This is a genomic window from Pseudomonas gingeri, assembly GCF_013385635.1.
GTDB lineage: Bacteria > Pseudomonadota > Gammaproteobacteria > Pseudomonadales > Pseudomonadaceae > Aquipseudomonas > Aquipseudomonas gingeri_A.
The window spans coordinates 344,554-358,703 of sequence record NZ_JACAPR010000012.1 but is presented as its reverse complement, the minus strand read 5'-3'; the positions used below and the strand labels follow the sequence as shown (position 1 = coordinate 358,703).

The window sequence follows — 14,150 nt, the reverse complement described above, 5'->3', positions numbered from 1 at the left end:
CAAGCACATGCCGAATCCATCGCTGTCCCCGGTCTATGAAGTCTTTGCCATCCGCGTCGGCGCCAACTCCCAACGCACTGCGCGGGAGAACTTTCTCTATGATGCCTGCTGCGGCGATCCCAATGCGCCGATGCCGCTGGACTACTATTTCTGGGTGATCCGCAACGACCAGCACGTGGTGGTCGTGGACACCTGTTTCCAGCCGGCCACGGCCGACCGACGCAATCGCGAAATGTACCGTTTGCCGGAGGAGTCGTTGCAGCAACTGGGTATCGACCCGGCCCAGGTCGAGACGCTGATCCTGACGCACCTGCACTGGGATCATGCCGGCAACCTGGGGTTGTTTCCCAAGGCCACCATTCACTTGCAGGAAGAAGAGTTGCGCTTCTGCACCGGGCCGAAGATGACCCACCACGCGATCAACAAGACCTACGAAGTGGACGACGTGATGTCGGCGATCCCGCCGTTGTTCGAAGGGCGCCTGCGCCTGCATCGTGGCACCGTGGAGATTGTGCCGGGCGTAACGATTCACGCGGTGGGCGGGCATACGCCGGGCAGCCAGGTGGTGCGCGTGCCGACCCAGCGCGGCTGGGTGGTGCTGGCCTCCGACTCGGCGCACCTGTGGGCCAATATCCGTTTGCGCAGCCCGTTCCCGATTCTCGATGACATGGCCCAGACCCTCGAAGCCTTCGCGACCATCGACGGCCTGGTGGATGGCGAGGACCATGTCATTCCGGGGCACGATCCATTGATTGCCAAGCGTTTCCCCCATTGGCAGAACGACCCGCACATCATCTGCCTGCATGAGCATCCGGTAGACCGGATGTAGTGAGTGCCGGGGAGGTCTCTGGGTGACCAGCAGGCCTCCCCGACACGGTTCGTTCAGCCTTGTCGTGCAATCAATCGCCCCAGGGTCGCCACGGCATTTTCAATGCGCGGTGAATAGGGCGTGCCACAACCGATGCGGATGAAGTGATCGAAGCTTCGCGAGTTGGAGAAGATCATTCCCGGCGAAATGTAGATACCTTGCTGCAACGCCTGGTGAAACAGCTCCAGGGACGAATGCCCCTGGGGCAACTCCACCCACAGCAGGGTCCCGCCCTTGGGGTTGGTGATCTGCGTGCCCGCCGGGAAGTATTGCGCAATCGCCGCGCTCATCTGCTTTCGCTGCATCGTCAACTGTCCTCGCAGCCTGCGCAGGTAACGTTCGTAGGACGGCGTCTTCATAAAGGCATCCACCGCCAGCTGCGGCAGCATTTCGCAGTTGCGTGACTGGGTGTGCTTGAGCATCTCGACCCGGTCGTGCCATTTGCCGGCGGCGATCCAGCCCAGGCGCAGGCCGGGTGCGAGTGTCTTGTTCAGCGATGCGCAATAGATCAGGTTGTCGTTGCGGTCCCAGCTTTTCAGGGCCGACAACGGCTGCTCGGTATCGGCCAGGTCGGAGTAGGTGTCGTCTTCGATCAGTACCGTGTCGTAGTCCGAGCACAGTTGCACCAGCAACGCCTTGTGCGCATCGGGCATCACGCTGCCCAGGGGATTGTGCAGGTTGGGAATGACGATCAACGCCTTGATCCGTTCCGGGCCCTGGAGCAGTTGTTCGAGGGCGAACAGGTTGATCCCGGTCTTGGCGGTCGTGGGTACTTCCAGTACCCGCAGGTTCAGGCTTTCGAGAATCTGCAGGAGGCCGTAGAACGTCGGTGATTCCACCGCGACGATATCACCCGGCTGGGTGACGGCCCGCAGAGCGAGATTGATGGCTTCCGTGGCACCGTTGGTGATGACGATCTTGTCGGCGGTGACGCTGATCTTCGAGCCCAGTGCCCGTCGAGCCAGCAAATCGCGCAGCGGGCGGGCGCCGCTCGCCGGGGACGGGCTGCCGATCAGTTGCGGATCCTGGCGCAGGGCCTTGATCATATGGTCCTGGAGCGCTTTGAGCGGGTAGATCTGCGCGCCGCAGTAGGCACTGGCGAGGTTGACCTGGATCGAGGCCTTCTGGCTGGCCTTGACCACGGCTGACACCTGTTCGTGGATACCGACATAGTGGCTGGTATCCAGGGGCAACAGCGGCTCGCGGTCGGTGGATAGCGCAACGGGTTTGGCAGGCTGGCGAATGAAATTGCCGGAGCGGGGGCGGGCTTCCAGGACACCGTAGTCTTCCAGCTGGCGACAGATCTGGACGGCGGTGGAAAGGCTGATGGCGTGTTTTTCCATCATCAGGCGAATGGATGGGAAACGCTCACCGGTTTTCAGGGTTCCTGCCTGAATCGCGTTGAGGTAGTGATTGGCGAGTTGGCGGTAGAGAGGAGGCGAGTTCATATTGACCATCGAAATCGCATCACTGAAGTCGTGACTGTAAGGCGAACGGCGTGTTTGCAGGCGGACCCGTGATGCTGGGAGGGTGGAGGGAGGTTCTTGGCACACAACCGTGGGGCATCACCTATCCATGGGGCTACCCTCCTGGTCAGGTACGCGGGGAGTTTCTGCGGGGCCGCCAGGCGCAGCAGTCTCGGACTTTACAAGGTCGCAGGCCATCAGGCGCGATGGCCCGTCTCCGACCCGATGATCACCTGTTGTTGGGCCGAGCGGGGGATGGGCGTCAGCCGGTGGGCCGGAGCGTGTGAGCGGGCCGGTCGGGATATGGCGAAAGGCTTACAGACGGACACCGAGATCTCCTCTGTTGCGCTTTTGTCGCAGGGCTTAATCTTTACCCATCGCTGCTGCACAAGGATGTGCACAGAGTCATGGAAGATTGACCCAGGCCAGGACGGTCGACGACAGGGAGTTGTAATGGTCAACAAAAAACCCGCTTCGGCGGGTTTTTTGTGGCCGATGGAAAAGCAATGTTTCACTTAACTCCCGCGCACCTTGGCCTCAAGATCAAATTGTGCCTTGCAGCACAATAGCCTATTGATAGCACCCATCCTCGTTTTTCCGAAAGTCCGTTCAAGTTGTCATACAACTTGCCGATAGCCTGCCAGTTGTCGGTCCCTGCGCCGACGCCCCCCACTTCGGATTCCTACAAGAAAAGGCTGCCGTCATGTTTCTTCGTCAATTGAATATCGCGCCTCGCGCAGCGCTCGGGTTTGCCCTGATTGCCCTGCTGGTGGCCTTGCTCGGGGTGTTCGCGCTGGAGAAGATGTCGAGCATCCGCGACAGCGAAGTGGCGGTGGAAACCCAATGGCTGCCGAGCATTCGTGGCGGTGACGAGATTCGCGAGATCATGCTGCGCATCCGCACCATCTCCCTGCGCATGGCCCTCGATCCGGACCCGAAGAACGTTGCCGTGTACCGTGGCCAGATGGACACCCGGGACAAGGAACTGAGCGACAAGATCAATGCCTACGACAAGCTGGTCACCACTCCCGAAGCCAAGGTGTTGTATGACCAGTTCAAATCGACTTTCGCCGCTTACCGTTCCGGTATCGCCCAGTCGTTCACCCTGGCGGAACAGGGCCGTCGTGACGAGTTGATCAAGCTGCTGCTGGTGGACATGAAAACCGTGGTCGATGGTTCGGGCAAGCAGCTCACCGACCTTGCCGACCTGTTCAGCAAGCAGGTCGCGGCCGAGAGCCTGAAATCCGAAGCGTATTACACGGGCTCGCGAATGATCGTCAGCCTGTTTATCGTGCTGGCGGCCCTGGCTACCGTGGTCCTGGCGATGCTGCTGACCCGCAGTATCGTCAAACCGCTGGGTGAAGCCCTGAACGCGGCGCAGAACGTGGCGCGTGGCGACCTGACCCAACGTATCGAAGCCCATGGCAATGACGAAGTGAGTCGCCTGCTGGAAGCCCTGGCAACCATGCAGCAGACCCTGCGCAACACCTTGCAGGGCATCAGCGGTTCCGCCGCGCAACTGGCGACGGCGGCGGATGAGTTGAACGCGGTGACCCTCGGCAGCACCCGCGATATGCAGCAACAGAACAATGAAATCGAGCAGGCGGCCACCGCCGTCACCGAAATGACTACCGCCGTGGAGGAGGTCGCGCGCAATGCCGTGTCTACCTCCGAGGCCACCCGCGAGTCGAGCGATTCGGCGCGGCTGGGCCAGGAACGGGTCAGCGAGACGGTCGAGGCGATCAATGCCCTGGCCGGTGAAGTGGAGCATACCGGCGAGCTGGTACAGTCACTGGCCGCCCAGTCCCAGGACATCGGCAAGGTGCTCGATGTGATCCGGGCAATTGCCGAACAGACCAACCTGCTGGCGCTCAACGCCGCCATCGAAGCGGCCCGTGCCGGCGAGAGCGGGCGCGGCTTTGCCGTGGTGGCGGACGAAGTGCGGGCCCTGGCGCACCGCACCCAGCAATCGACCCAGGAAATCGAGCAGATGGTGCAGGGCATGCGCAATGGTTCGACCCAGGCTCTGGATTCGATGCAGGCCAGTTCCCGCCGTGCCGCCAGCACCCTGGCCCTGGCCGAGCGGGCCGGCGAGGCCCTGCAGACGATTACCAGCTCGGTGCATCAGATCCATGAGCGCAACCTGGTGATCGCCAGTGCCGCCGAGGAGCAGGCCCAGGTTGCCCGCGAAGTGGATCGCAACCTGGTGAACATTCGCGACCTGTCGTTGCGTTCGGCGACCGGCGCCGACCAGACCAGCGCCTCCAGCCATGAGCTGTCGCTGCTGGCCAACTCACTGCGGGGGATGGTCGGGCAGTTTCGCGTCTGATTGACGGGCCTCATGCTGGCCGCGCAGGTGCCTGATCAGCGCGATGCCCGCCATCAGCAGCACCACGCCGATGATGATGGGTAGGCGATAGGGCTTGAGGTTGCCGAGCATCTGCTCCAGGAACTCGCCGGCCCAGCAGCCGTAGGTGGCGAGCAGGTAGGTGAAGTCGATGTGTTCGAACATAGGTGGCTGTGGGTCCGTATCGCGGTCGCTGGGCTGCGCGGCCTGCACACGGGCTGGTAGGCAAGGCTCTTGTTGGGTCTGATCGACGGGCCGGGCGAAAGTGCCCTAGCGTGCCGGGCGGAGCATCGTGACGAGCAGCGGTACCTGGCCTGCGTTGATCTGGCGGGTGATTTCGAAACCATGATGTTGATAGAAACCGATGTTCTTCGGATTCGACGACCACAGGTACGCCGCCAGATGCTGTTCGTCACAAGCCCGCAGGCCATGCTTGAGCAGGATCGCGCCGTGCCCCCTTCCCTGAAGGGCGGCATCCACGCCAAGGGTCGAGAGGTACCAGTGTGGTTCGTCCGGGCGGTCGAGGTCGGTCTGGCCGAGGGCCGCGCCGATCCGCTCCTGCTGGTCCTGACTGATGCTGCGATCCAGCACCGCCTGGATCGGCGCGGGATCACCGACAACCCCCGGCGGCAGCCAGAGGGCAATCGCCGCGCCGTCCCTTGTACGGTGCGCACCGCCGGCTGCCAGCGAATCGACAGCAACAGCTTCGAACAACTGCGGTGCGTAGCGCAGATAGTCATGACCCCGGGGGTAGATCCAGCGCATGAACGGATCGGCGTCGAAGGCCAGGGCGAGCGTCGCGCCGGCCTGTTGCAGTGCTTCTGTGCCGGTCAATGGCAGGACGTCTTCTGGGTACATGGGCATTCCTGGATTCGAAGGGAGTTGGGGACAGAACGTCCGGGCGGTGGTTTTTATTCAGGCCGACTGTCGTGCCAGCCATTCCCGCGGGCTTTCGCCGATCTTGCGGCGAAACGCCCTCGCCAGTGCCGACGGGCTTTCGTAACCGACCTCATCGGCGATCAACGCGATAGGCCGGCCTTCGCGCAGGCGCTTCTGCGCGAGGCTGACGCGCCAGCTCAGCATATAGTCGGCCGGCGTCTGGCCGACCACTTTGTGAAAGTGCGCGGCGAAACTGGCCCGCGACATATTCGACTCCAGCGCCAGTTCGGCCACGGTCCAGGGCCGCTCGGGGCTGTTGTGCATCATGGTCATGGCCCGGGCCAGGCGCAGATCGGCCAGGCCGGACATCATCCCGGTGGTCATGCTGTGGTAGGCCATCATGTGCCGCAGGAACTGGATCACCATCAATTCGAACAGGCGGTTCATCACCGCTTCCCGGCCACAGTGCTCGGCAAAGGCTTCGCCGAACAGCCACTCCAGCGTGCCTTCGAGCATGGGTACCGCCGCGAGCGGCATGACGATGGTGTCGGACAAGGCCACGGACAAGGGATTGTCGATACCGCCATCGAAACGCAGCGAGGCACACACCAGTTCGGCGGCGTCGGCCTCGCTGGCGATCAGGCGGTGGGGCAGGGGGCGGGGAATCAGGACCAGGCTCGGTTCTTCGATGCGCAGCACCTTGCCCCCTGCCTCCAGGCTGACACGACCGCTTTTGAGCAGATGCACATGGCCGCGCGGTTGCGCTCCGTCGACCTCGGCCTTGCCCCGCAGGACGCCGCTGTGGAAGGTGTCGGCGGCAATGCCGAAGTGAGTGAGCAAGGTCGACAGGCGATCCATGGATTCAATCTCATCAAAATACAGGTTTAGACGATCTGGCGCATATCATCGACAAAAAGGCGCCATTCGTAAATCGGTATTGCCCATCATGGCACCACGTTCAGCGATCTGGACGTCGCCGCTACCGGCGGATCCGCCACTTCAAGCACGAGGAAACACCGATGCAAACGTCCCGTATTTCTGCTGTCTCGAAACTGTTCGCCGCTGTTGCCATCGCCGCCGGTGCCCTGTCGCTGGGCTGGTCGGGGTCAGCCTCGGCCGCCACGGAATCCGCCAGGAAAGCCACCGTGGTCCTGGTGCACGGCGCCTTTGCCGAGTCGTCCAGCTGGAATGGGGTGATTGCCCGTCTGCAAGCCAAAGGCTATCCGGTTATCGCCGTCGCCAACCCGCTGCACAGTGTGAAGAGCGATGCGGACTATGTCGCCGATATCGTCGAGCACACGCCGGGTCCGGTGATTCTGGTAGGGCATTCCTACGGTGGTTCGGTGATTTCCAACGCGGTCCATGGCCAGTCCAACGTCAAGGCCCTGGTCTATGTCGCGGCCTTTGCCCCGGAAAAAGGCGAGACCGCCGTCGAGCTCTCCGGCCGTTACCCGGGCGGCACCCTCGGCCCGACCCTGGCGCCACCGGTGCAGTTGAAAAATGGCACCGTGGACCTGTTTATCCAGCAGGACAAATTCCCTGCCCAGTTCGCCGCCGACGTGCCGGCGAAAGAAGCCGCGCTGATGGCCGCGACCCAACGTCCGATTGCCGAGGCCGCGCTGAAGGAGCCGTCCGGTGATCCGGCGTGGAAAACCCTGCCGTCCTGGTTCATCTACGGTTCGGCGGACAAGAACATTCCCGAGGCGGCACTGAAGTTCATGGCCGATCGTGCCGGCTCGAAGGAGACCGTGGATATCAAGGGGGCGTCCCACGTGGTGATGGTGTCTCATCCGGACAAGGTCGCGGCGATCATCGAAGACGCGGCCAAGGCCACTGCCAAATAATCTCCTCTCTGATCGTTCCCGCGCTCTACGGCTGATCGTTCCAACGCTCCGCGTGGGAATGCAGCCCGTGACGCTCTGCGTCACAAAGCGGACGCAGAGCGTCCTGAGAGGTATTCCCACGCAGAGCGTGGGAACGATCTTGTGTTGGGCGTGGGAATGATCTTAAGGCTTGGCCCACTTCTCCAGCGCGAACTCCACGAAGCTGCGCAGCTTGGGCAGCCGGTAGCGATCCTGGGCATAGAGCAGGTTCATCGGCCGACAGGGCAGTTTGTAGGTCCCCAGGATCGGCACCAGCCGACCCTCGCGCAGATCGTCGCGCAACAGTGCATCCGGCAGCATCACGATACCCATGCCGGCGAGCGCCGCCTGGTACAGCGCCGACGAACTGTTGACGGTCATCGGTCCACTGACTGGCACCAGGATTTCTCCCTCCGGGCCACTCAGGCTCCATTGTTTTTCCACCGTCCGCCAGTCATCTCCCGCCGGGTAGGTGAACGCCAGGCAATCATGTTGTTCGAGATCCTGGGGGATCATCGGTGTCCCGCGCCGTTGCAGGTATGACGGCGATGCACAGACCGTCAGCGCGTAGTTTTCCAGTGGCCGGGCAATCAAAGCGGATGGCTCGGGTACGCCCAGGCGGATCGCCACGTCGAAACCGCTGTCGATCAGGTCTTCACGCTGGTTGCTGAGCATCACATCGAGCTTGATCCGTGGATAACGCGCGACGAACTCACTGAGGGCCGGCGCCAGGCGTTCGGAGCCAAAGGTCAACGGCGCGGTGATCCGCAGGGTGCCGCTCGGCTCGCCCTGGACCTGTTCGGCCAGGCGCTCGGAATCGGCCAGCAGTGCCAGCACTTCGAGGCAGCGCTGATAGTAGGTCGAACCGAACTCGGTCAGGCGCTGGCGCCGGGTCGTGCGGCTGAGCAGGCTGACCCCGAGTCGCTGTTCCAGCGAACGCAGATGATTGCCGACCATGGTGGTGGAAATACCGCATTCCAGGGCGGCCGCGGTCATGCTGCCGCTCTCCACCACCTTCACGTACACCTGCATCGCCTGGAACAGGTCCATTATCAACCCCTGATTTAAAATGATTGAAGTGGCGACGAGTTTATCCAGCTCTGGTGGCTAACGATACTGCCAGCACCACCCTGATGCCTGGAGCTCGATGCCATGACCGCCGCTTGCCTGATGACCACCTATCAACCGCTCGACCTGGGGTTTGTCAAAGGCCTGGGCACGCGACTCTGGGACCAGGGCGGTCGCGAATACCTGGATGCCGTGGCGGGTGTGGCGGTGACCAATGTCGGCCATTCCCATCCCCGGCTGGTCAGTGCGATCAGCGAGCAGGCCGGCCTGCTGCTGCACACCTCGAACCTCTACAGTATCGACTGGCAGCAACGGCTGGCGCGGCAGTTGACCGAGCTGTCCGGCATGGACCGGGTGTTCTTCAACAATTCGGGTGCTGAAGCCAATGAAAGCGCACTGAAGCTGGCGCGCCTGCATGCCTGGCACAAAGGCATCGAGCAGCCGCTGGTGGTGGTCATGGAGAACGCCTTTCACGGGCGCACCCTGGGTACCCTGTCGGCCAGTGACGGCCCGGCGGTGCGCCTGGGTTACCACGCGCTGCCGGGGGATTTCATCAAGGTGCCGTTTGGCGACCTGCCGCTGCTGCACAGCCTGGCCCGCAGCCATGGTCAGCGTATCTGCGCGGTGTTGATGGAGCCGATCCAGGGTGAAAGCGGGGTGCAACTGCCGCCGCCGGGCTATCTCAAGGCCGTGCGCGACCTGTGCAAGCGCCGCTCCTGGTTGCTGATGCTCGATGAAATCCAGACCGGTATCGGCCGTACCGGCCAATGGTTCGCCTTCCAGCATGAAGGCATCGTCCCGGACGTGATGACCCTGGCCAAGGGGCTGGGCAATGGCATTCCCATCGGCGCCTGCCTGGCGCGGGGCAAGGCAGCGGAACTGTTCACGCCGGGCAGCCACGGCAGCACCTTCGGTGGCAATCCACTGGCCTGTCGGGTCGGTTGCACGGTGCTCGATATCATCGAGGAGCAGGCCCTGGTCGCCAATGCCGGGCAACAGGGCGAATACCTGCTGGCGCGTTTGCGCAGCGAACTGAGCAACCACCCGCAGGTCCTGGAGATCCGTGGCCGCGGGCTGATGATCGGCATCGAGCTGCGGCAGCCGATTCGTGACCTGGCGCTGATCGCTGCCCGTGACCATGGCGTGCTGATCAATGTCACGCGGGGCAAGACCATCCGCCTGCTGCCGCCATTGACGATCGATGCGGCCGAAGTGGAGATGATCGTGGCGGGCGTGTGCGGGGTGCTGGCTGCCGCACCCTGCGCGCCGGTCGAGAAAGCCCTGGCCTATGGCTAAAGGCTTACACGCCGTGCCGGTGATCACGTCTTGGCCTGCCACGGCGAGAGGCCTAATCTGAACCTACTTCTGCTGCGCAAGGATGCGTGCAGGATCAAGGACGATCGACCTGGCCAGGATGGCCGCTGACAGGATGTCGGAAGGTCAAAGGAAAAACCCGCTTCGGCGGGTTTTTTTGTGCGTGCAGGAAATGTCCGGGCAATCAGTCCGAGATCATGTTCTTGCCCGCGGCCTTCGACCGGTACAGCGCCTGGTCGGCCCGTCCCATCAGGGCCGCCATCTGTTCACCGTCGAGGCGTTCGACCACGCCAAAACTCATGCTCAGGGAAATCGTGCCCCTGGGCCGCAGTTTCAGGATCATCCGGCGTATCCGCCCGGCCAGGGTCGTCGAGGTCGCCCGGGTGCCGTGGGGCACCACCACGATGAACTCGTCGCCCCCCCAGCGCGCCAATACGTCGACATCGCGCAGGCAGGCCTGGATGCACTCGGCGACCTCGATCAGCACCGCATCGCCGCCGAGATGGCCGTGCCGGTCGTTGATCAACTTGAAGTCGTCGATGTCCATGGCGATCAGCGACAACGGCTGGCGAAAGCGCTGGGCACGTTCACATTCCTTGCGCAGCACCTGTTCCAACCGGTAGCGATTGGCGACGCCGGTCAGTGAGTCGCTGTGGGCCAGCTTGCGGTTTTCCTCGAGCTGCAACTGCAACTGATGATTGACCCGTGACAGCTCGGCGGTCCGCTCGCTGACCAGGGCTTCCAGGGAATGGGTGCGCACCTCGAATTGTTCGAGCAGGCGTCGCTTGTCTTCGATACTGCGGTGCGCACCGATCATGCGGGCCACGGAGCCGTCGTCATTGCGGGCGATCACATAGCCGCGGTCCTCGATCAGGATGTAGTCGCCTTCGCGATTCTTGAGACGATATTCGGCCTGATAACCCTGGGTATGACCATGGAGATGGTTGTCGAAGTGCGTCATGACTTGGGGATAGTCGTCGGGATGGACCAGGTTTTCCCAGGTGAACACGGTATTGGGCAGCGCATGGGGGGCATAGCCGAGCATTTCATACCAGCCGGGATTGCGGTAGACGAAACCGGTATTGGCATTCCAGTCCCAGATGCCATCGCTGATCAGCTCGAGGATCGCGTGCACCACTTCTTCACTGATATCGCTGAGATTGATATTCCAGGGGCCGTTCTTGGGTGCATTGGCCATCATCGCTCACTCCCTTGGCGTTGTTGATCTTGGGCTTTGCAGGCCAACAACAAGGCACGATGTCCTATGGCGAGGTGATACTGTACCGGTTGAGATGAAAGGAGAGAAGAAGGCCTTTTTCATCTTTCAAATCGCAGGGCATAAGGGCTGGGGTGGGCGGCGGATGAGCAGCGAAACGGTGAAACGCATCCTCGTGAGTCTGTTGCTGTTGATGGGGTCATGTGCTCTGGCCGATCAATTCGTCGATTTGCCGGTCTGTGGCGATGCCAGTCTCTATGTTCCACCGATCGCGAGTCCGGGGCCGGCTGCCGCGCCTCGTGCTTGCCCGTTACCGACAGCCAGGACCTACGAGCCCCGCCATCGCGGTCTGGGCTACGAGATCCTGATGCTGGAGTCGCAGGCCTGTTTCGTGCCGGACGAGAGTTTTCGCCTGCTGGACTCGCTGATCGATCAGGCGCGGGATTCGCTGGCTGCCCGGCCCGGCGCAAAGGCCGACTGGCAAGCGCAGGCCCGGGCCACGTTCACGGTGGCAGGGGCCACGCTCGTCGACAACGGCTTCCAGTTGTACGTCCCGACCGAAACCCTGGGCGATGCCCTGGCCTCGCGCACGCTGCCCGGAGGCGGGCGGCATATCGCCGACTGTGACACCAGCGCGTTCCTGTATCTGTCGGTGGCCGAGTCCCTGTCGCTGCCCATGAGCCTGGTGGAAATGCGCCTGCCCGATGGCGAGAGCCACAACTACCTGCGCTGGACGCCCCGCCACGGTCCGGCGATGGACTGGGACACCAATGGCCGCGCCCAATGCCGCACGCCGGCGGGTCTGCCGGCCTGGCAGGGGCGAAGCCTGTCGCGCGACGAAGTGCTGGGGTACGCGACCTTGTTGCGTGGCGAGTCCTGGCACAAACAGGGCAAGCTCGACGAGACCCTGGCGGATTACCGCACGGGTGTGCGGCTCTATCCCCAGTCGCCGAAGGGGCAGAACAACCTGGCCTGGATCATCGCCAGCACGGCCGCCTTCAAGACCCCGACCCTGCTGGCCGAAGCCCAGGTCGCGGCGCAACGGGCCGTGGCGCTGGAACCCGGAGCCAATGCCCTGGATACCCTGGCTTGCGTCAAGGCGCGGTCGGGGGACTTTGTCGGCGCGCTGGCGGCTGAAGAGCAGGCGCTGGCGCTGAAGCCGGGAAGCCCGGATTTCCTTGCGCGCAAAAGTCGATTCAGCGCCGTGCCGGCCCGGGACTGCACGGGGCTTTAACTGTCACGACTCAGTTGCCGTTCAGGCCGCTGTCGCGTGTCAACAGGCGGACTTTCCAGTGATTTTCCTTGTCGCGCATTTCGTCGGCGCCAGTGTGTTTGTCGGCGATTTCCAGGATGGAAAAGTGGAACTTCTCCGAGAAACTGCCACCGCGCACGGCTTCGAGATCCACCAGCCGCACGTTGCCGCCATGACCCGAATGCGCGTAGGTCACCCAGCGTCCCCAGATGCCATCCATGCCGGTGGCACTGCCCACGTAGAGCTGGTTCTGTTCCCGGTCGGAGATCAGGTAGACCCCGGCGACGCTGGACAGCGCCGTGCGCCAGGACTCCAGCTCCTGATTGACGATCAACCGCAGTTCCGGGTAGCTGACATTGACGTCCTTGAAACCGGGGAACGGGCCGATGGTGAGCCGTTCTTCGCGAATTTCCGACAGCTGCAGTTCATGGAGGCAGGTTTCCAGGTTTCGATAGTTGGCCCGGGCCGTCTTCTCATGGTGAATGACCAGTCGCCCCTCCAGTGGCCTGAAGGCTTCGACCTTGCGGTAGCGGTAGTGATACTGCAGGGGCGGATACTCATCGTTGGGAATCGCTTCCAGCGAATCGTAGGCGCCGACAAACAGCCACTTGTTCCAGCGCGGCATCTGCACCAGCGACAGCAACAGCGGTCGTTCGAAATTCTTCTGGCGTTGCCAGGCCTGCCAGTCATCGAACTTACCGGCGAAGTACACGTCCAGTGGATCGTCCGAACCATTGTGCTGGGCGAAATGGATCTTGGTCTGTTCCGGGTCGAAGCCGGGGTAAACGCTGGTCAACAGGGGCTGAAGCATACGAGGTCCGTTTTCGAATGGGATCGGCATGGCAGGGCTGGAGGAAAAGTCGCGTTGTCTGCAGCGCTCATGAAGCAAAAAGGGCGGATCTGTTCCCCGGCACGTCGCACCTCGTAACACATCCACCCTTTCCCACCACGGCTTCGATCAAGCCATCGCGGTTTTACTGCTGAACGATGCTGTAGCCGGAAAACGCCGTCTGCTGCTGGATCGCGGTGACGATGTTCTTGCGTGTCGCCGGTTGTTCGTTGCCTTCGTTGTCCACAAAGGTTTCGCTCAGCAGTTCGGCCAGGTCGCCATGACCGGCAAAGGCGAAGCCCAGGAACTCGTAGGCCTCGCGATCGGCGTTGGCCTTGGCGCGTGGCGTGCGCAGCGGGAAGTTGACGCTGCTGCCGTCCTTGCTGATCACGAACACTTCGGCTTCTTTCTTGGGGCGTGCTGCCTTGCCCTTGCCGGCATTCGGGTTGCTCACCGCCTGATGGGTCTGGTTCAGCACCTTGAGCGCCAGGCCATAGACCAGTTCCTGGAACGCCGGGTCGTCCTTGTAGCTGGAAAGGATCCGGGTGATCGGGAATTTCGTGCTCAGGTCTTCCAGTGCGGCGATATCCGCGGCCTCGGCGTCCTTGAGTTGCTTGAGCTGGCCCATGAGTTCGTAGGCTTTGTCGTCGTCAAAACGGTCGTGCGCCTGGCGGATCGCCATGCGCAACTGGCGAATCTCGTCGCTTTCCTTCGAGGTGTGGAAAGCGTCGAGCACCATTTCACTGATGGTCTTGGCCTGGGCCACATGCTGGGAAAGATTGATCGCGTTTTCGTACTCGTGCTTGGCGGACAAGGAGGTTACGGCTTCATCGGTATGGGAGTCAGGCATCGAAGTTTCGCTATTTCATTTAACAGGGTGTGAGGCGCGAAATGCCTTGGGCATTTCCGGGCGCCTAATCTATTGGACCGACGCGCCGTTGTCACGGATCAACAGGCGAGTGGCTCGCGCAGGAGCAAAGACCTTCCATGCATTCAATAACTTACAGTTTGCTCGCCAAAATATTGGCGATGCTGGCGCGCTCCCTGAA

13 protein-coding genes are annotated in these 14,150 nt (G+C 62.3%); 5 read left to right on the top strand and 8 right to left on the bottom strand.

What is annotated here, in order from left to right; genetic code table 11:
- The first annotated feature begins 7 nt into the window (after positions 1 to 7).
- Positions 8 to 829, top strand: a complete 822-nt coding sequence (locus tag HX851_RS40360; protein WP_177065156.1) for an N-acyl homoserine lactonase family protein — start codon at positions 8 to 10, stop codon at positions 827 to 829.
- A gap of 53 nt (positions 830 to 882) precedes the next feature.
- On the opposite strand, the gene HX851_RS40355 is transcribed toward HX851_RS40360, so the two are convergent.
- On the bottom strand, positions 883 to 2,316 hold the full coding sequence (locus HX851_RS40355; RefSeq protein ID WP_177062282.1) for an aminotransferase-like domain-containing protein: 1,434 nt from the start codon (positions 2,314 to 2,316) through the stop codon (positions 883 to 885).
- 721 nt (positions 2,317 to 3,037) lie between these two features.
- Between HX851_RS40355 and HX851_RS40350 the strand changes: the two genes are divergently transcribed.
- Entirely contained in the window at positions 3,038 to 4,663 is a 1,626-nt protein-coding gene (locus HX851_RS40350) for a methyl-accepting chemotaxis protein (RefSeq protein WP_177065158.1), read from the top strand.
- Here the strand turns inward: HX851_RS40350 and HX851_RS40345 are convergent.
- From HX851_RS40345 to HX851_RS40335, 3 genes are all read right to left on the bottom strand, one after another.
- On the bottom strand, positions 4,628 to 4,846 hold the full coding sequence (locus tag HX851_RS40345; protein ID WP_256262552.1) for a hypothetical protein: 219 nt from the start codon (positions 4,844 to 4,846) through the stop codon (positions 4,628 to 4,630). The genes HX851_RS40350 and HX851_RS40345 overlap by 36 nt on opposite strands.
- Positions 4,847 to 4,951: 105 nt before the next feature.
- Positions 4,952 to 5,539, bottom strand: coding sequence for a GNAT family N-acetyltransferase (locus tag HX851_RS40340; RefSeq protein WP_177065160.1), 588 nt, complete (start codon positions 5,537 to 5,539; stop codon positions 4,952 to 4,954).
- Between the two features lie 57 nt (positions 5,540 to 5,596).
- Positions 5,597 to 6,418, bottom strand: coding sequence for an AraC family transcriptional regulator (locus tag HX851_RS40335; RefSeq protein ID WP_177065162.1), 822 nt, complete (start codon positions 6,416 to 6,418; stop codon positions 5,597 to 5,599).
- 161 nt (positions 6,419 to 6,579) lie between these two features.
- On the opposite strand from HX851_RS40335, the gene HX851_RS40330 reads away from it, so the two are divergent.
- Complete coding sequence (locus HX851_RS40330; RefSeq protein ID WP_177062274.1) at positions 6,580 to 7,404, top strand: alpha/beta fold hydrolase; 825 nt, start codon at positions 6,580 to 6,582, stop codon at positions 7,402 to 7,404.
- A gap of 162 nt (positions 7,405 to 7,566) precedes the next feature.
- On the opposite strand, the gene HX851_RS40325 is transcribed toward HX851_RS40330, so the two are convergent.
- The gene (locus HX851_RS40325; RefSeq protein ID WP_177062272.1) at positions 7,567 to 8,472 is read right to left on the bottom strand and encodes a LysR family transcriptional regulator; all 906 of its coding nucleotides are present in this window, start codon (positions 8,470 to 8,472) and stop codon (positions 7,567 to 7,569) included.
- Positions 8,473 to 8,574: 102 nt separating this feature from the next.
- Here HX851_RS40325 and HX851_RS40320 point away from each other — a divergent pair, with 102 nt between their 5' ends.
- On the top strand, positions 8,575 to 9,786 hold the full coding sequence (locus HX851_RS40320) for an aspartate aminotransferase family protein (protein WP_177062270.1): 1,212 nt from the start codon (positions 8,575 to 8,577) through the stop codon (positions 9,784 to 9,786).
- Between the two features lie 202 nt (positions 9,787 to 9,988).
- Here HX851_RS40320 and HX851_RS40315 read toward each other — a convergent pair whose 3' ends face one another.
- Positions 9,989 to 11,002, bottom strand: a complete 1,014-nt coding sequence (locus HX851_RS40315) for a sensor domain-containing diguanylate cyclase (RefSeq protein ID WP_177065336.1) — start codon at positions 11,000 to 11,002, stop codon at positions 9,989 to 9,991.
- A 163-nt stretch (positions 11,003 to 11,165) separates the two neighbouring features.
- Between HX851_RS40315 and HX851_RS40310 the strand changes: the two genes are divergently transcribed.
- Entirely contained in the window at positions 11,166 to 12,254 is a 1,089-nt protein-coding gene (locus HX851_RS40310; protein ID WP_177065164.1) for a hypothetical protein, read from the top strand.
- Between the two features lie 10 nt (positions 12,255 to 12,264).
- On the opposite strand, the gene HX851_RS40305 is transcribed toward HX851_RS40310, so the two are convergent.
- Together HX851_RS40305 and HX851_RS40300 are read right to left on the bottom strand one after the other, a co-directional pair.
- Positions 12,265 to 13,083: a GIY-YIG nuclease family protein gene (locus HX851_RS40305; protein ID WP_177065166.1), complete on the bottom strand. Its 819-nt coding sequence runs from the start codon at positions 13,081 to 13,083 to the stop codon at positions 12,265 to 12,267.
- Between the two features lie 163 nt (positions 13,084 to 13,246).
- Complete coding sequence (locus HX851_RS40300; protein WP_177062256.1) at positions 13,247 to 13,951, bottom strand: hypothetical protein; 705 nt, start codon at positions 13,949 to 13,951, stop codon at positions 13,247 to 13,249.
- Between the last annotated feature and the right edge of the window lie 199 nt (positions 13,952 to 14,150).